Origin of the sequence: Rhodococcus sp. MEB064, from assembly GCF_000834565.1 — a bacterium.
Taxonomy (GTDB): Bacteria; Actinomycetota; Actinomycetes; order Mycobacteriales; family Mycobacteriaceae; genus Rhodococcoides.
In genome coordinates, this window is sequence record NZ_JXQS01000012.1 from 66,428 (window position 1) to 83,147 (window position 16,720).

The 16,720-nt window shown below is 67.9% G+C and carries 16 protein-coding genes and 1 pseudogene; 7 read left to right on the forward strand and 10 right to left on the reverse strand.

The features are described from left to right. Positions 1 to 57 precede the first annotated feature (57 nt). Entirely contained in the window at positions 58 to 855 is a 798-nt protein-coding gene (locus RU01_RS06980) for an IclR family transcriptional regulator (protein ID WP_042573815.1), read from the forward strand. Continuing rightward, entirely contained in the window at positions 852 to 1,670 is an 819-nt protein-coding gene (locus tag RU01_RS06985; protein ID WP_042573816.1) for an HpcH/HpaI aldolase/citrate lyase family protein, read from the forward strand. The genes RU01_RS06980 and RU01_RS06985 overlap by 4 nt, the downstream gene beginning before the upstream one ends. Here the strand turns inward: RU01_RS06985 and RU01_RS06990 are convergent, their stop codons facing one another. Together RU01_RS06990 and RU01_RS06995 are read right to left on the reverse strand one after the other, a co-directional pair. After that, positions 1,671 to 3,104, reverse strand: a complete 1,434-nt coding sequence (locus RU01_RS06990; RefSeq protein ID WP_042573817.1) for an MmgE/PrpD family protein — start codon at positions 3,102 to 3,104, stop codon at positions 1,671 to 1,673. It lies immediately after the preceding gene. Next, the gene (locus RU01_RS06995) at positions 3,101 to 3,913 is read right to left on the reverse strand and encodes a cyclase family protein (RefSeq protein WP_042573818.1); all 813 of its coding nucleotides are present in this window, start codon (positions 3,911 to 3,913) and stop codon (positions 3,101 to 3,103) included. Before RU01_RS06995 ends, RU01_RS06990 begins: the two co-directional genes overlap by 4 nt. Positions 3,914 to 4,069: 156 nt before the next feature. On the opposite strand from RU01_RS06995, the gene RU01_RS07000 reads away from it, so the two are divergent. Further along, positions 4,070 to 5,422 carry an MmgE/PrpD family protein gene (locus tag RU01_RS07000; RefSeq protein WP_042573819.1) on the forward strand — a complete coding sequence of 451 codons (1,353 nt, stop codon included), beginning with the start codon at positions 4,070 to 4,072 and terminating at the stop codon, positions 5,420 to 5,422. Positions 5,423 to 5,533: 111 nt separating this feature from the next. Then, positions 5,534 to 6,109: an excalibur calcium-binding domain-containing protein gene (locus RU01_RS23090; RefSeq protein ID WP_052493153.1), complete on the forward strand. Its 576-nt coding sequence runs from the start codon at positions 5,534 to 5,536 to the stop codon at positions 6,107 to 6,109. A gap of 1 nt (position 6,110) precedes the next feature. Here the strand turns inward: RU01_RS23090 and RU01_RS07010 are convergent, their stop codons facing one another. The 3 genes from RU01_RS07010 to RU01_RS07020 form a co-directional block, all read right to left on the reverse strand. Next, on the reverse strand, positions 6,111 to 7,220 hold the full coding sequence (locus tag RU01_RS07010; protein ID WP_156148825.1) for a hypothetical protein: 1,110 nt from the start codon (positions 7,218 to 7,220) through the stop codon (positions 6,111 to 6,113). Positions 7,221 to 7,335: 115 nt separating this feature from the next. Beyond that, positions 7,336 to 8,826, reverse strand: a complete 1,491-nt coding sequence (locus tag RU01_RS07015) for a fatty acyl-CoA synthetase (protein WP_042573821.1) — start codon at positions 8,824 to 8,826, stop codon at positions 7,336 to 7,338. Between the two features lie 48 nt (positions 8,827 to 8,874). Further along, positions 8,875 to 9,327 carry a hypothetical protein gene (locus RU01_RS07020; RefSeq protein WP_042573822.1) on the reverse strand — a complete coding sequence of 151 codons (453 nt, stop codon included), beginning with the start codon at positions 9,325 to 9,327 and terminating at the stop codon, positions 8,875 to 8,877. Between the two features lie 94 nt (positions 9,328 to 9,421). On the opposite strand from RU01_RS07020, the gene RU01_RS07025 reads away from it, so the two are divergent. Beyond that, the gene (locus RU01_RS07025; protein WP_042573823.1) at positions 9,422 to 9,904 is read left to right on the forward strand and encodes a hypothetical protein; all 483 of its coding nucleotides are present in this window, start codon (positions 9,422 to 9,424) and stop codon (positions 9,902 to 9,904) included. A gap of 10 nt (positions 9,905 to 9,914) precedes the next feature. On the opposite strand, the gene RU01_RS07030 is transcribed toward RU01_RS07025, so the two are convergent. From RU01_RS07030 to RU01_RS23325, 5 genes are all read right to left on the reverse strand, one after another. Beyond that, on the reverse strand, positions 9,915 to 10,154 hold the full coding sequence (locus RU01_RS07030) for a hypothetical protein (RefSeq protein WP_042573824.1): 240 nt from the start codon (positions 10,152 to 10,154) through the stop codon (positions 9,915 to 9,917). Beyond that, the gene (locus RU01_RS07035; protein WP_042573825.1) at positions 10,151 to 11,428 is read right to left on the reverse strand and encodes a WXG100-like domain-containing protein; all 1,278 of its coding nucleotides are present in this window, start codon (positions 11,426 to 11,428) and stop codon (positions 10,151 to 10,153) included. Before RU01_RS07035 ends, RU01_RS07030 begins: the two co-directional genes overlap by 4 nt. Beyond that, entirely contained in the window at positions 11,428 to 11,715 is a 288-nt protein-coding gene (locus tag RU01_RS23095) for a WXG100 family type VII secretion target (protein WP_052493154.1), read from the reverse strand. Before RU01_RS23095 ends, RU01_RS07035 begins: the two co-directional genes overlap by 1 nt. Beyond that, positions 11,712 to 12,008 (reverse strand): WXG100 family type VII secretion target, encoded by a 297-nt coding sequence (locus RU01_RS23100; protein ID WP_042573826.1) that lies wholly within the window; start codon positions 12,006 to 12,008, stop codon positions 11,712 to 11,714. The genes RU01_RS23095 and RU01_RS23100 overlap by 4 nt, the downstream gene beginning before the upstream one ends. 259 nt (positions 12,009 to 12,267) lie before the next feature. Beyond that, positions 12,268 to 12,906, reverse strand: coding sequence for a CsbD family protein (locus tag RU01_RS23325; protein WP_052493155.1), 639 nt, complete (start codon positions 12,904 to 12,906; stop codon positions 12,268 to 12,270). A gap of 163 nt (positions 12,907 to 13,069) precedes the next feature. On the opposite strand from RU01_RS23325, the gene RU01_RS07060 reads away from it, so the two are divergent. Further along, the gene (locus RU01_RS07060) at positions 13,070 to 14,182 is read left to right on the forward strand and encodes a hypothetical protein (RefSeq protein ID WP_052493156.1); all 1,113 of its coding nucleotides are present in this window, start codon (positions 13,070 to 13,072) and stop codon (positions 14,180 to 14,182) included. Positions 14,183 to 14,285: 103 nt separating this feature from the next. Then, positions 14,286 to 16,672: pseudogene (locus RU01_RS07065) on the forward strand (phosphoketolase family protein). Positions 16,673 to 16,720: the final 48 nt, after the last annotated feature.

The following is a 16,720-nucleotide window of genomic DNA, read 5'->3' on the forward strand; positions in this document are numbered from 1 at the left end:
CTCAGCGGAACGCTCCGAAGCCGCGCGGGCGTTCGCACGATGTGGAAGGTTAGCCATATGGCACCGACTCCCAGCTCGAAGGTCGTACTCGAGTCCACCGGAACCGAATCCGCGGATCGAGTCGCGGACGTCCTGCTCGCCTTCTCCCAGTCCGACCGCGCACTGGGGGTCTCGGAACTGGCCCGCCGCCTCGACCTGAGCAAGGCCGTCGTCCACCGAATCCTGCAGTCGCTCTCGTCCCGATCCATCGTCCAACCGGTCACCGGGGAATCCACGTACTCGCTGGGGCCCGCCGCCATCGGCCTGGGCACGAAGGCGTGGAGCCAACTCGACGTCAGGTCCATCGCCGCACCGATTCTGCGGCGCCTGCGCGCGGAAACACGGGAGACCGCGACGCTGTCCGTCCTCGTCGGCCACCGACGCGTCTACCTCGACCAGTACGAGAGCCCACAGGAAGTGAAGATGGTGGTCGAGATCGGACCCCAGTATCCGCTGCACTCCGGTGCATCGAGTCGCGCGATCCTGGCATTCCTCCCCCAGCACTATGCCGACGAGGCGTTCGAGGAACTGAGCGGAACCACTCCCGACACCGACCGCTCGATCTTCCTGTCGCGGCTCGCCGAGATCCGCGACATCGGCTACGGCACCTCGATCAACGAGCGCAACACCGGCGCCGCGTCCATCGCCGCGCCGTTCTTCGACGCGGCGGGCCACGTCCTGGGGTCGGTCAGCTCGTCCGGGCCCGCGTTCCGCTATTCCTCGACGGCCGACGACGATCACGCCGTCCACGCAGGTCAGGTACTCGCCGCGGCGCATGCCATCACGCAGAGCCTCGAGGCCAGGGCTACCCGATGACGCGTCGTGTGCCCCGGTCCTTCCTGTACGTGCCGGCCGTCAAACCGGCTCTCTTCGACAAGGCCGCGGCAGGCCCCGCGGACGCGATCATCATCGACCTCGAAGACGCGGTTCCGCTCACCCACAAGGACACTGCACGTGCCGACGTCTCCCGATGGTTGGACACACGACCCGACGCGCGCGCCGAGATCTGGATTCGCGTGACTCCCGAATTCCTCCGCGAGGATCTCGCCGCGGCTGCGAGGCCCGGAGTCGCCGGCATCATCGTCGCGAAGTGTTCGGCTACGTCGTTGTCCGACGCCGACGACTTGCTGGCCGGCACCGACATCGCCCTGGTCGGGCTCATCGAGACGGCGGCGAGCCTTCGCGACATCCCGGCGATGGCGTCCCGGCCACGGGTGCAGACGTTCGGGATCGGTGAGGTGGACCTTCTCGCGGACCTGCGCATCACCCGTGGCGACACCACCCGTCACGTCGTCGACGCGATACGGACCGATGTGGTGATCGGCTGCGCCGCAGCGGGTCTCGATGCACCGATCGCGCCCACGTCGACCGACTTCCGCAATCTCGACGCGTTCGTCGCCACCACCCAGCAGTTCGTCGACATGGGCTTCCGGTCCCGGACAGCGGTGCATCCGACACAAGTCCCGGTGATCAACGCAGCCCTGACACCGTCACCGGACGACGTGCGCCGGGCGGAGCGCCTCGTCGAACTGTTCGACGCCGCGGCCGGAGGTCCGACCGTCGACGACGACGGAAGATTCGTCGACGAGGCCGTCGTGCGCGGAGCCAGGGAGATCCTGGCCCGCGCCTGATCAACTCGACGGACGAGCCGCCGGCCCGAGCCGACGAAGTGGGTCGAGGAGTGTTCCTACGTCGGTGATGCCGGGGAGTGTGGCGCACAGGGCGGCGAAATCCGTTGCCGCCGAATCCTGCAGCAGCCCGGTGACGTTGGCGGTGAACTTCGCGCGGACGTCGTCGAAGGACAACGGTCGGTCCGGCCCTCCACGGGTCGTCAGGACCTCCTCGACGACGGTGGCGCCGTCGTGGAGATGAGCCGTCAGCACAGCCGGGAACTGATGCGGGAAGATCGCATCGCAGCGCTCATCCGGGACCACGTCGACGCGCGCCATGATCTCTCGCCGCTGCGTCGACGTCGCCTTCTCGTCGGTGTAGTCGTCGAGAGCTGCTCCGAGTCCCCCACCGCCGAGCATTCCCACCGCCACGGCGTACGGGCCGCTGAACTGTGCCATGTACCCCGTCTGCGGGGTCCGCTTCACCTCGATGGGCTCACCGATGGTGCGAAGGTTGGCGGCCGGCACCCCCAGAACGTACTGACGTACGTCGTCCGGGGTGATGCCCCGGTTCCTCAGTGCCGCAGCCGCATCGATGGCCGCATGCGTGAAGTGATTCGCCGGATAGGGCTTGAAGAAGATGCCGGGTGCCGCCCAGTGATCACCGAGCCCGTCCGTGATCTCCTCACCGCGACCCGACTGGTGTAGCCACGCCTGGAAGAACCCGAACCGGCCCTCCAGCACGGTCGGGGGGCCGGTGATGCCGTGACGTGCCAGCCCGGCGGCGGACACCGCGGAGTGCGCCGCCCATCCACAGTGCAGGCGTTTGACCGTGCCACCCGTCCGATTCGCTTCGATGATGCCGGCCGCCATCGACGCGGCGATACCCAGCGCGTCGACGATTCCGTCGGCCGATGCGCCTCCGATGACGGCCGCAGCGACGGCGCCGCCCATGGCTCCACAGATGGACGTCGCATGTTGGCCGTGCTCGAAGAACACGGAATTCTTGGTTTCCGGGTCGAAGCCCGCCATACCCAGGCGCACGCAGACCTCGAGGCCGATCGCGATGCCGCGCACGAGATCACGGCCGGTCGCTCCATGGTGCTGGGCAGCAGCGAGTGCCGCCGGAACCACGCTCGCGCTCGGGTGCAGCACCGACGGAAGGTGCGTGTCGTCGAAGTCGAGTGAATGGGCCAACACTCCGTTCACGAACGCGGCCAGCGTCGGGGGGAGGTTTTCCCGCACGCCGACGGCGGACGCGACGGCGTTGCCGCCTTGTTCCGTGGCCCACGAGATGGCGGCCTTGCTCGTCTCCAGCGCCGTCGCGGCGACGGCAATACCGAGGGTGTCGAGGACTCGCAGGCCGACGCTGTCGACGACGTCCGCCGGCAGCGAATCGAAGGTCGAGTCGACGGCGAAGCGTGCCAGATGCTGCGCCAGCGTGGTGTCCGTCATGCCGACACCACCGCGAGCGGACGGACCGGCGAGCCCGTTGCTCCGAAGATGTTGAGCGGCACCAGGACGAACGTGAACTCGTACGTCCGGGTGCGCGCCAACTCCTCGAGGTCGAGAGCCTCGATGATGTAGATGCCACTCTCCACGAGCAACACTCGGTGCGCCGGCAGCAGCGCGTGGCCGCCTCCGGGAGCGAGCCTCTCGAAGGCGATGGTGTCCGCACCCGCTGCATGGATGTTGCGGGCCGCGAGCCACGTCGCGCCGGCCTCGCTCACTCCGGGAACACCCGACGGTCCCCCGACATACGGCTGACCCTCGTCGAAGATCTGCGCCCATCCGCTGCGGATGAGGACGACGTCCCCGGCACGAATCTCGACTTCTTCCGCGGCGCAGGCGGATTCGAGGTCGTCGACGGTGATCTCCTCGCCGCCTTCCAGACGATCGACGCCCCGGACGCTCGGGATGTCCAGCAGGACACCGCGTCGCATCATCGGGGCGATGGTGTGCACTCCGAGTTCGACGTACTTGCCGCCGATCCCGGCCTCGACCGCGTCGACTCCGCCGTGCATCTTGCCGTCGTGCGACACGTGAGCGAGCGCATCGATGTGGGTGCCGACGTGCGTGCCCGTGGTGATCATGTCGTTCGCCGCGCTACCGCCGTCAGCACGCGTCATGTCACCGTGCCGACGCGGCAAGGTGTGCCAGAACTGCGGGTGATTCGGCGACTGCGGCATGCCCACGCGGAGCTGGCGACCGAGATCCACCGTACGAATACCGGCCGTGACGGCCTCGAGAAGTCTGTCCGACATGAGCTGTGTATCTCCTCTAGCTGAGCCGACCGGGGTTCCTGTTCCGCTGAGCGGAATCGCTGACGCAGCGGTTCCGATGGCAGTCAGACTAACAGGAGCAGCGGTTTCACGGCGGCTATCTTGACCGCCCTGCGCAGCGTGCTTAGCGTTACCCGCATGAGCCCCGCAGAGACGTTCCGATCAGCGGAACGCATCCACGACGCCGTCGACAGGTTGGCAGCCTTCGCGACAGCCCTCGAGGACCGGTCGATCGCACACGACACCCGAGTCGGCACCGTTCTGCTGGATCTCCTGGGGGTCACGCTGGCGGGCGCGCGAACCCCCGAGGTGACGGCGATGACGGCCCGATGGCGGTCCGAGCCGGGCAGTTCGTCGACGATCGGGCGCGCGGTCACGACGACGGCGGAGACCGCGTCGTACCTCGACGCCGTCGCGTCGTGCTGCCTGGAACTGGACGAGGGAAACAAGTACGCGGCGGGTCATCCGGCAGCGCACGTCGTTCCGGCAGCCATCGCCGCGACACGCCTCGCCGACGGACCTGTGCCGGGCACCCGATTCCTCGCCGCCGTCGTGGCGGGGTACGAGGTGGCCACCCGATTCGGCGCGGCCCTGACACGCGATCCTCGCTGGCACACGCACGGCCATTGGGGTGCGACGGGCGCCGCGACCGCCGCCGCGGTGATCTGGCAACTCGACGCCGACCGCACTGCGGCCGCGATCGACGCATCGACCGCCCTGGTGCACGTGGCGCCGTGGGATGTGGTGCTGGCCGGGAACTTCGCCCGCAATCTCTGGATCGGCGGTGCCGTGCGCGCCGGTCTGGACGCGGCGCGACTGGCAGCCTCAGGACTGGTGCACAACAGCGGGGCTGCCTCGTCGACACTCGGCGACATCGTCGGTTCTCTCGATCCGGTCGCGCTGTCCCTCGATCCGGACGGTGTCTTCGCCATCGATCAGGGGTACGCCAAGCGTCACGCGAGCTGTTCGTACACGCACGCCGCGGTGGACACCGTCTACGGATTGCGTCCGTCGTTCGCCGCTCGACACGTCGCCGCAGTACATGTCCGCACGCACGCATTGGCCGAGCCGCTGTTCCAAAGACACCCGGAGACACGACTCGAAGCGATGTTCTCGTTGCCCTTCGTCGTGGCTGCGGCGATGACGAACGACCGGATCGACGCGGACGCACTGACACCGCAGACGGACTCCTTCCGCCGTGCCGAGGACTTCAGTGCGCGTGTGCACGTCGAGTCGTCGCCGGATCTCACCCGCCTGCTCCCCGATCGACGCGCCGCGGAAGTCGACGTCGTCCTGACGACGGGCGAGGTGCTGTCGGCCGGGACGCCCAACCCCGTGGGCGACGTGGACCATTTCCCCCTCGACGACGCGCAGGTGCTGGCCAAGATCGAGCAACTCGTCGGCAGGAAGGACGCCGCGACGATCGATCGTGTCGTCGCGGACCTCGCGGGATCGACGGATGTCGCGGAGATCCTGCGCGCGCTGCCGTGACCTCACGTCCTGCTGCGGACGGTGTACACATACCGACCAGCCTGTAACACTGCGGGCGTCGACGGCGACGTGAGTGTGACCCGTCGCTTCCATCTCCGAGGATCTTCTTCCATGTCGAACGCGTACCCCCCGCCCTACCAGCCTCCCCACGTCGAGACGCGGAAGAAGGGCAACCGGGGCAAGATCACCGCTGCCGTCGCAGCATTCGTCGGCTTGTCCGTCATCGGACTCGGCGCCATGCAGGACCCCGAGACCGTCGACGCCAGCGCCGAGACCGTCATCACCACCACGACGTCGGTACCCACCACGACCTCCGCGCGCCCGACGACCACGACTCCGCGGAGCACCACGACGACGACCACCTCGGCCACCACGACCGAAGAGACCGTCACCGTGTACGCGCCACCTCCGACCACGGAACCCGCGTACACCGAGCCCGTGTACGTCGAGACGCCGTATGTCGACGTCCCCGACATCGACCGTGCGTACGTCCCCGCGCCCGTTCCGTTCGTCGCCCCCGCCCCGATCCCGGCACCCGCGCCCTACGTCGAGGAGTCGTCGGGTTCGGCGTATTACAAGAACTGCTCGGCCGCGAAGGCTGCCGGCGCCGCACCCGTCTACGCGGGCGACCCCGGATACGGATCGCACCTCGATCGCGACGGCGACGGCGTGGGCTGCGAAAACTGACTCAGCGCACGCTGGTCAACACACCGACCGCGGGCTTGGCGGTGCCGTCGGCGCGGTAGATCCCGAAGTAGTTCTCCTTGTCGGGATCGACCGTGGTCAGCGGGGCCCGGTCGGTGGTCTCGTAGAAGAAGATCGGCCCGGCCCAGCTGTAGGACAGCCGGTTGTCGACGGCTTGCCGGTAGGCGGTGGTCTGGTCCTGCTCGGTGAGGCTGGGATCTCCGGCCGTCGCCGCGCCCGCTTCCGTCATGACGATGAGTTTCCCGGCGTCACCGTTCTCGGTCATGATCGTGCGCGCACTCTTCTGGTAGATCGCACCCTGAGCATCGGTGAAGTCGACGCTCATCTGAGACCACGCATTCCAGTCCGCAGTGTCGTTCGGCATCGCAGGCGCCGTGTACGGGTGCCACCCGACGGCGTCGAAGTAGTTCTTCGCTCCCGCGTCGTACATCTGGTCGAGGTAGGTGAGCGGGGAGATCGCGTGCCCTTCCGGGCTCTGCCCCGTCGTTCCGTACGGCGACAGCCCGGCGGCGACGATGCTGATGGAGCTGTACGTGGCGGCCTTCATCTTGGGATACGCGGCCTTCAGCAGGTCGACGTAGCCCTGCACGTTCGGCTTCCCGGTGACCGGGTCCGCCCAGAACATCCACAGATTCGGTTCGTTCCACACCTCGTACGACCGGACACCCTGCGGCGCATACCTGCTGACGACTTTCGCGGCGAACGTGGCGTAGTCGTTCGGATTCGTCGGAGGTGTGCTGCCGTCGGCCGTGGTCCGCGCCCACGGCGGTGTCTTCTGGATCAGCAGCAGCACGTTGAGCGACTTCGCCTTGGCTGCGGCCACCGCGCCGTCGGGACCCGCCCAGTTGAACGATGTGCGGCCGCCGTCCTGGACGTACCACCAGTCGATCTCGATCCGGACCCACTTGGCGCCGGTACCCGCCACCCGTGCCGCCTGAGTTTTCTGCACCGCCGAACTGGCACGGAAGTCGATGCCGTTGAGACCGATTCCTTGGCGGCCCACGTACGAACTGGCCGCCGAGGCGTCCGGGACGCTCAGCGACGCGATCACCATCGCCGCCACGACCACTATCTGCGCAACTCGTCTACCCATGTGCATGACGGCACTCCCCGAGCGATGCGGCTACCGCGGACGCGCGGGAACTCACGAGTCAGAAGTACCACCAGTCACATCAGTCACACGTGTAACACGCCGAACCTCGGTTCGATCACCTCAACTCGCGTTTGAGCAGCTTGCCGCTCTGGTTACGCGGCAGTTCGTCCATGAACCGCACCTGCTTCGGAATCTTGAACGGTGCGATGCGGCCCGACACGTGCTCGACGATCTCCTCCGCGGTCACCGTGTGACCGTCCTTCACCGTGACCACGGCGGTGATCGCCTCGATCCACTTGTCGTCGGGAACGCCGATGACGGCCACCTCCGCAACAGCGGGATGGGTGTAGATCGCGTCCTCCACCTCGCGGGAGGCGACCAGGATCCCGCCGGTGTTGATGACGTCCTTGATGCGGTCCACCACGGTCACGAATCCCTCGGCGTCGCGGGTCACCAGGTCTCCGGAGTGGAACCAGCCGTCGCGGAACGCCTCGGCTGTGGCGTCGGGGTTGTCCCAGTACCCGTCGCACAACTGCGGCGAACGGTAGAGAATCTCTCCCGGTTCACCGTCCTCCACGTCCTCACCGTCGGCACTCACCACGCGCGTTTCGACGAAGAACACCGCCCGTCCACACGACGCGGGGCGCTCGTCGTGCTCCTCGGGTTGCAGCACCGTCGCGAGCGGCCCGATCTCGGATTGGCCGAAACAGTTGTAGAACTTCAGCTCCGGGTACCGCGTCCGGAGCCGTTCGAGCACCGTGACCGGCATGATCGACGCTCCGTACTGGGCCTTCCTCAACGACGACAGGTCCCGACTGTCGAGATCGGGGTGACCGGCCAACGGCACCCACACCGTCGGCGCCAGGAAGAGCGACCCGATGCGTTCGGCCTCCACCCGGCGCAGGATCTCCGCGACGTCGGGCTTGGCCATCAGGCGGACCGTCGCCCCCACCGACAGGTACGGCAGAGCGAAGACATGCATCCCGGCGGAGTGGTAGAGCGGCATCGCGATCAACGGCGCATCGTCGGAGCCGAAGGACAGTGCGAGAACCGACGACACGTATTCGCTGACGAGAGCGCCGTGAGACATCATCGCGCCCTTGGGTTTCGACGTCGTCCCGGACGTGTAGAGCAACTGCGCCAGATCCGAGGTGCGGACCGTGGGAAGTGACACGTCTGCGTCGGGGAGGTCGGTAAGCGTCTGCAGAGACAGCACCCTGTCCAGCGCCAGCCCGTCACGGACCGCGGCGACGGCCAATTCCAGAGCATCATCGACGAGCAGTGCGCGCGCTCCCGACTGACGGACGAGGTAGGTCAACTCGTCTTCGACTAACGCGTAGTTGATCGGCACGTGGACGAGGCCGGCTCGCGAGCACGCGAGGAAACCCACGATGTAGGAGTCCGAATTCGTGCCGTACGCCGCTACTCGGTCTCCCGGACGCAGACCTGTCGACACCAGGTGCCGTGCCACGCGGGAGACCACGCCGTCGAGCTCCGCGTAGGTGTGGGTGCGGCCGTCGAACTCCAGCGCGGGCCTGTCCGGGTGACGACGCGCCGATCGCGTCAGGATTCCGTCGACCGTGCTCGCGCGAACATCAGCTGTCATACCCCGGACACTAGAGACATCCGCCCGACGGGAACAGTCCCCACGGGCTCAGCTGCGGCCGAGTCGCGCGCTCACGATCGGACCCAGAACGGCCCACTCGTCGGCCGTGATCACCGAGGGATTCGACTGTTGCGGGGACCGCAGGACCTCGAGTGCGTCCAGCCCTGCGGTGACGGCACACTCCGCGGCAGTCAGCGGTTCGTCGAACGTCCGGATACGGGTGGGAACGTGCAGTCGCCGATCGTGCGGATCGTGCATGTCGACAGCTGGTCCGAGGACTGTTCCGAGTCCCCAGAAACCCCGTGTCGGGTGGGCACCCGAGGCATTGCTGACCCACAGCAGAACCGGTTGACCCTCACCCATGAGCCGGGACCGGTAGTTGGGCGCGACGCACCACTCGCCGCCCGCATCACCGGTCGCCAGCAGCGCGACGGCGTCGGTCCGCCGCGGATTGCACTTGATCACCCAGGCACCGAGCGTTCGACGGGTGATTCTGTCCATGCGCGCGTTCCCCCGAGTTTCTGTGAAGTAGCAGTAACATTGTGCTCGAAAATGGGTATAAGTCAGTGACTGACCCACTTATCGAGGACATGTGATGCCAGCACATCGGCGCCCGACCCGCACCGGACGACGCCTGACGCTGATCGGCGCCGCGGTGGTCGTCCTGGCCGGCGCCGCGACGACGACCATGGTGCTGGGCGACGGCGTGACCGCCGACGCCTCGGACGTTCCGACACCCGCGAGGCAGTCGTCCATCGGCACTCCCGTCCCCACCATCGACACCCCGGCCGTGGTGACCGCGGCGGGAGAACGGATCGCCGCCGCCGAACCCGTCGACGCCTTCGCACAGATCATGGAGATGGCGGGCTTCCCGACGGATGCGGACACCGCCGCGTTCATGGACACCTCGGTCACCGCGATCTGCCGTGACCTCGCCGTCGGTCGCACCGGCGTCGACATCCTGGCCGAGACAGCCGATCGCACCCGAGCCCGCGGGTGGACCGACGAACAGTCCGACGGACTCGTCTACATCGGTGTCGCCTCGGAATGCTCTGCCTACTCGTACCTGCTGCCCTGAGCCGCGCAGGTCACCCCCGCAACTGACGCGCGCCGTCCCACCCCTCCGGCCGAGGAGCCGACGACGTCCACGGACAGCCCTGCTCGATCCAGCGACGGCGCCACGACTGCGGCGAGACACCGAGATCGTCGTCGGTGACTCCGAACTCGAAGCCGCACGACGGGCATATCTCGTACGACGCACCGGCGTCCGAGTACGGCGGTTCGGCAAGATCCGGATAGTGGCAGATCGGGCAGACGGTGTCGCTCATTCGGTGATGACCCCCGGTTGACGGTCCCAGTACGACGCACCGGAACCAGGCTTGAAGTATGTCTTGGTGATGCCGTCCGGCGTGTACGACGCGAAGGTGTTCGTCTCGGCGTCGTACATCCGGATCGTGCCGTCGGGACCGACCTTCACCTGGTGTGATCCCTCCGTGCGGAACCGCGCCGCGAGGTCGGCGTACTCGTCGGACGACCGCGCTCCGACGTCGGCGCCGTGACGGGCGAAGTGATCGTCGAGCGCCCTGGTGGACGACCACCCGGCAGGCGGGGCCCCGGTACTGCGCTCGACCGCCGCCACGTCCTCGAGGCCGACGGGTACCCGCGACGTCAGGTCCTCGACATCGTCGGTGGCCCGCCGCATGGTCTGCATCGAGGTCTCGTTCCGCCGCATCCGTGCGAACGCGTGCAGCGCATCGATGACCCGGCGAACACGGGCGGCTGTACGGGCGAACCGACCGGCGGCCACCGCAGCCCCGGCCGCGGCCGACAGCCCGGCGGAGACGAAGGCCAATCCGATACCGACCGCGACGGCCGCGGCTTCCTCGAGCGCGAACCGTTCGATCAGGTCCCGGATCTCCCGACGTGCCTCGTCCAGTCGCTCCGCGTAGTCGCGGCAGAGGGCGGCGAGTCCGGAACACGCACCCGCTGCGGCTTCCACCGCGTCGGACAATCGACGCAGATCGCGATGCATGCCGTCGAGCTCCGGCGACCGAACCGCAGCCAGGTCGGACGTAGCCGACAGGATGTCGGAGCGGGCATCGAGCATTGCCTGGCCCAGCACGATCCACTGCCGCGCCGCGTCGCGCAACGCTCCGGTGTCTCCGTTGGGGCACGGCACACCGACCGCGTCGGCGAGCTCGACCGCACCCTGCAGGCCGGGCCCGGAATCCCCCACGGAGCTGGGGTAGTCGAGTTGCCTGGTGGATGCGGGCGCCCTTCCGACCGGCGGCGGCGCCCCCGGGGTCAGCGCATTCGCCTCCGCAGCAGCATGATTGGCGCCGGCCTGCTCGACGAGTCGAGCCGTGACGGAGGTGGCCGAGAAGACGGTGGCGAGGGATCGGCCGAGTTCGGTGACCTGCCCGTCGTACGACGTGCCCCACTGCTCGCCGGCAGCATCGCTTCCTGCCATGCCGGCCCACCGGGCGGCAGCAGCGTGATGAGCGGCAGCCGCATCCGACATGACCTGCTCGGCACGGTAGATCGAGCGCGCCGCGGCAGCGTAGACCTCGGGCGAGACGTCGAGAACCGCCGGAGGCGCCATCAGCGTCGGCCGAACATGAGCAGATTGGCATCGACCGCGGCGGTGTAGGACGAATGTGCCCGCTGCGCAGCACGTCTCATCGACTCGACACCCTCGGTCATGTCGCGGGCGTTCGACGCCCATGCAGCATGCACGGCTCGGTGCGCGTCGGCGGCGGCTCCGTCCCAGGGCAGCGCATCCACCCGTGTCGTCACCTCGGCGAGTGCGCTACGCGTCGTGGCGACCATGTGCGCCAGTCGTGCCACCACCGAGTCCAGCTCCGCCAGATCGGCACGGTAGCCGCTCACGATGCACCCGCGACGGCGGCGGCTGTCGACTCGTCCTGCCGCGCATACGTTGTCGCCGCGACCTCCAGAGTGCGCGCGGACTCGGCGAGAACCGCCACCATTTCTCGTGCACCGTGGTGGACCGCCGCCCAGCCGTCGGCAAACGCGCTCGCGGCGCCGCCGTGCCACGAGGCGGCGATCGCCGCGACAGCCGTTGCCGCATCGGCGATCTCACGCTCGAGATCGCCGGACACCCGCCCCAGTGCTCGACCCACATCCACCATGGCCGGTGTATCGACAGCCGTGTGTTCCATACCGGTCTCCCCCCGAACGACCCGTCGACGCCGTCGATCGACGACGCGTACAGACATGGACGGATTCACGGCCCCGTCGGTTCCCGGCGCGGTGGGACATTCGGATCCCGGACAGACGAATGCGGCGCCTGCCCCTGCAGACGCCGCATTCGGTTGCAGCTCACCGTGCACCGCGGTGACGGTGAACGGTGATCAGTTCAACGCTGCCCCCTCGTTCGAACGAACAGTCCGCAGCATTGGACCGGATATCGTCCGGTGATCAGCGATCGAGCTTGTGCTTCACCGTCTCGGCCAGATCGTGGCCGAAGCTCTGGGCGGCGGACAGACGCTGCTCGGCGATGCGGCGCGGCGCGTTGCGGCGACGGCGCACGAGGACGACGGCGACGATCGCGCCGATGACGGCGGCAATGACGGGCGCGCTGACAGCGGAGGCCTTCTTCACATCGGACGAGTTCGCATCGAAGCTGCGCACCTGCTGGGCGACGTTGTCGGCGGCGTGCTTGGCGCGGTCCGCGACCTCACCGGCCTTGTCCTGCGCCTTGGCAGCGACCTCGTTCGCCTTGTCGGCAGCCTTGTCCGCGACGTCACCTGCCTTGTCGGCAACCTCGTTCGCCTTGTCCGCTGCCTTGTTGGCGGCGTCGTCCGCCTTGCCGGCGACCTTGTTCGCCGCGTGCTCGGTCTTGTCGGCGACGTCGCCCGCCGTGTCCTTCACGGCATCCTTGGCGTCGTCGACCGCTTCGCCGGCCTTGTCGACGGCCTGCTTGCCGTCCGCCTTCGTCTGCTGTGCGGCACCCTCGGTGCGCAGCGAGTCGTCCCCGGTGGTCTCGCCGACCTTCTTCTTCGCGGCGCCTGCGGCCTCGTCGACCTTGTTCTGTGCCTTCTCGATGAAGTCGGCCATGGTGAGCTCCTTTCGACGCGGCCCCTACCGGGCGCGTTCGTGTTCGTATGAAGGTGAGTCGTACCGAGAACGCAGAAGCGTGCACCGCCAGCACATGATCTGGGTCACAGTCGGCGGCAACCTACCGCGTCGACGCGTGTCCGTGCACCACTAGGGTCGGCGCATGGGATCGAATCGACCGTCCAACCGTGGCCAGAAGCGTGCGGCCAAGACCGCAGCACGTCGGCGTCGTCAGACCGGTGCACCCACGGCCTCCACCACCGAACGCGTCCTCGCACGCTTCGTGACCTGGATGGCAGCGCAGGACGGTGCCGGGGACATCGAACCCACCAGGCGTGTCGTCGAGTCGCTCCTGGGCGAACTGACCAGGGTCCACGAGAAGTTCACCCCCACCGCGTGGACACCCGACGACGCCCATCTCGTTCTCGACGCCGCCGAGTCCGTCCTCGCGCAGAACACCGAGGCGAGCGAGGACGCGGCGCTGCACCTGGTGTTCAGCGCCCTGTCCTATCTGACGTTCCTCGACGACGAGGACATCTGGAGCGGCAGCGACGCGGACTACGAGCACTGCATGGAAGACCTCACGGACTTCGTCGACGGAATGCCCGACACCCTCACCCCCGACGACGTCACGCTTCCCGACGTGTCCGCGAGCGACGAGGCGGGCGCCCTCGCGGAACTCGCCGTGATCGGTCGAGTGGATGCGCTACTGGCCTGGTCGTCGACCGGTGCTCCCGTGGACGCACGTGCGGTAGCCGACGCCCTCGGTGTGAACGTCCCCGCCTCCGCGTTCCAGATGCCGGCCGATGTTCCCGAGCTGGCCCACACCTGGAACTGTGCGATCGAGTCCGGTGTCGTCGAGATCTCCGCGAGCGGCGCCGCTCCGGGACCTCTCGCCGCCGACTTCCGCGCCCGCGCTGTCGAGGCGTTGCGTGCGGTGGTCGCTGCCTTCGTGCGGGTGCAGTTGTCCGCCGGCGAGGAGGTGGACGTCTCCGCGTCGGTCGCCGACAGTTTCGTCGCCCAGAGCGTGCTCGCGGCGATGACCCCCGATCCTCCGGAGGGCAACCTCGACGAGAACTACGACGACCTGGAGGGCGAGGACAAGCGCACCGCGGAGCTCGTCACCGCTCGACTGCGCGCCTTCATCGACGAGGGCCTGATCGTCGGCGGCGACGTCCTGCTCGTGCCGCCGCAGCTCCGGCATGCGGTCCTCGACGGAATCGCCGGCGCGGACATCTTCGGAACCGCGGCGGACGACGCCCCGCCCCAGGACTGAGATGAGCGTCGTGGGATCCACCGCTTCGGCGCTGCATGGATCCGCCTCCCACGGGTAGGCCACTGCCGACGAGCGGGGCCACCCGGTCGGGAGAGGACCGCACATGCCGTACGAGGATCACGACCTGGACCTGGACCTGCGCTGGTGGGCCGCCGCGAACTATCTGACCGTCGCGCAGATCTATCTGCAGGACAACACGTTGCTGCGCGAGCCACTGCGAGCCGAGCACATCAAACCTCGACTCCTGGGGCACTGGGGAACCAGCCCCGGACTGTCGATGATCTACACGCTGCTGAACCGACACATTCGACGCACCGACACCGACTGGCTGTACGTCACCGGACCGGGCCACGGCGGTCCGGCCCTGGTCGCGTCCACGTATCTGGAGGGCACTTACAGCGAGATCTACCCGAAGGTCTCGCGGGACGCCGCCGGCGTGCATGTCCTGTGCCGCCAATTCTCCTCACCCGGTGGCATTCCGAGCCATGTCAGCGTGCCCACACGGGCAGCATCCACGAAGGCGGCGAGCTCGGTTACGCGCTGGTGCATGCCGCCGGTGCGGCGTTCGACCGGCCCGACCTGACGGTCGCCTGCGTCATCGGCGACGGTGAGGCGGAAACCGGACCCCTGTCCGCGTCGTGGAAACTACCGGCCTTCCTGAACGCCCGACGCGACGGTGCGGTTCTGCCGATCCTGCACCTGAACGGCGCGAAGATCGCCGGCCCGACCGTGCTCGGCCGCATGTCCGACGAGGACGTGACGAACTATCTGTCGGGACAGGGATGGTCCCCCGTCGTCGTCGAGGGTGACGATCCTCGACACGTCTTCCGCGACTTCGAGCGAGCACTACGGGAGTCCCACACCACCATTCGCGAGATCCAGGATGCTGCCCGGTCCGGCACGGGCGGTCGCGCCCGGTGGCCGGCGATCGTTCTGCGGACACCGAAAGGGTGGACCGGTCCCCACGAGGTCGACGGTGTTCTGGTCGAGGGAACCAATAGGGCACACCAGGTTCCCTTGTCCGGTGTGCGGGACAACCCGGCGCACCTCGAGCTGCTGCGCGAATGGCTCCAGTCGTACCACCCCGAGACGCTGTTCGACGAGAACGGAACGCTGGCACCGGAACTGGCGGCGCTCGCTCCGACCGGTGACAAGCGGATGGGCTCGACTCCCTACGCGAACGGCGGCCGACTCCTGACCCCGCTGACCATTCCGCCGCTCGACGAGTACGCCCTCGACATTCCCTCCCCCGGCACCACGTTCCACGGGACGACGAAGGTCCTCGGTGAGCTGCTGCGAGAGATCTACTCGCGCAACATCACCGACGACGGTGGCGGCACGTTTCGACTCTTCTGCCCCGACGAGACCGCCAGCAACCGCCTCGACGCGGTCTTCGAGGTGACGGATCGGTGCTGGCAGCTTCCCACCACCGAGTGGGACACCGCGCTGTCGGCCGACGGCCGAGTGATGGAGGTGTTGAGCGAGCATCTGTGTCAGGGCTGGCTGGAGGGATACCTGCTGGCGGGCGGCCACGGCATCTTCGCGAGCTACGAAGCGTTCGCGATGGTCAGCGTGTCCATGATGATCCAGCACGTCAAATGGCTCCAGCACGCGCGCGATCTGCGCTGGCGCGAGCCCGTCGCGTCGCTGAACATCCTTCTGACGAGCACGTGCTGGCGCAACGATCACAACGGTTTCTCCCACCAGGGCCCCGGCATGATCGACGCGGCCATCCCGCTGTCCTCCGAGGTGGTGCGGGTGTGGCTGCCGCCGGATGCCAACACGCTTCTGTCGATCTCGGATCACTGCCTGCGCAGCCGGGACCACGTCAACCTCATCGTCGTCGACAAGCAGGAGCACCTGCAGTACCTGACGTTGGAGGAGGCGCACGAGCATTGCGCGCGAGGGGCCTCGATCTGGGAGTGGGCCGGGACCGAGGCGAGGACGACCGGTCCAGCGGAGGTGCCGGACCGCCCGGACATCGTGCTCGCCTGTGCCGGAGACGTTCCGACGCAGGAGATCCTGGCCGCGGCCGAGTTGTTGCGGGAATGGGTTCCGTACCTGCGCGTGCGCGTGGTGAACGTCGTCGATCTGATGGCGCTGATGCCGGTCCCGGACCATCCGCACGGCATGCCCGAAGACAGGTTCGTCGAGCTGTTCACAGCGGACACCGACGTCGTCTTCGGCTTCCACGGCTACTCACGTGCGGTCCACGAACTCATCCACGGGCGTACGGGCGCGGCACGTTTCCACGTGCACGGCTTCAGTGAGCAGGGCACGACCACCACGCCGTTCGACATGGTCGTCGTCAACGAAATGAGCAGGTACCACCTCGTTCTCGACGCCTTGCGACGGGCGAGGCGGGTACCCGAACGCAGTGAGGAACTGGCCGATCACTGCCGGAACCAGTTGGAGCGCCACCGGTCCTACGTCGTCGAGCACCTCGAGGATATGCCGGAGGTCAAGGACTGGACGTGGGGGTCGGTCTAGCGGCACTGACGAATGGCGGGGCGGGGGCGCCGGTCGACGCCCCCGCCA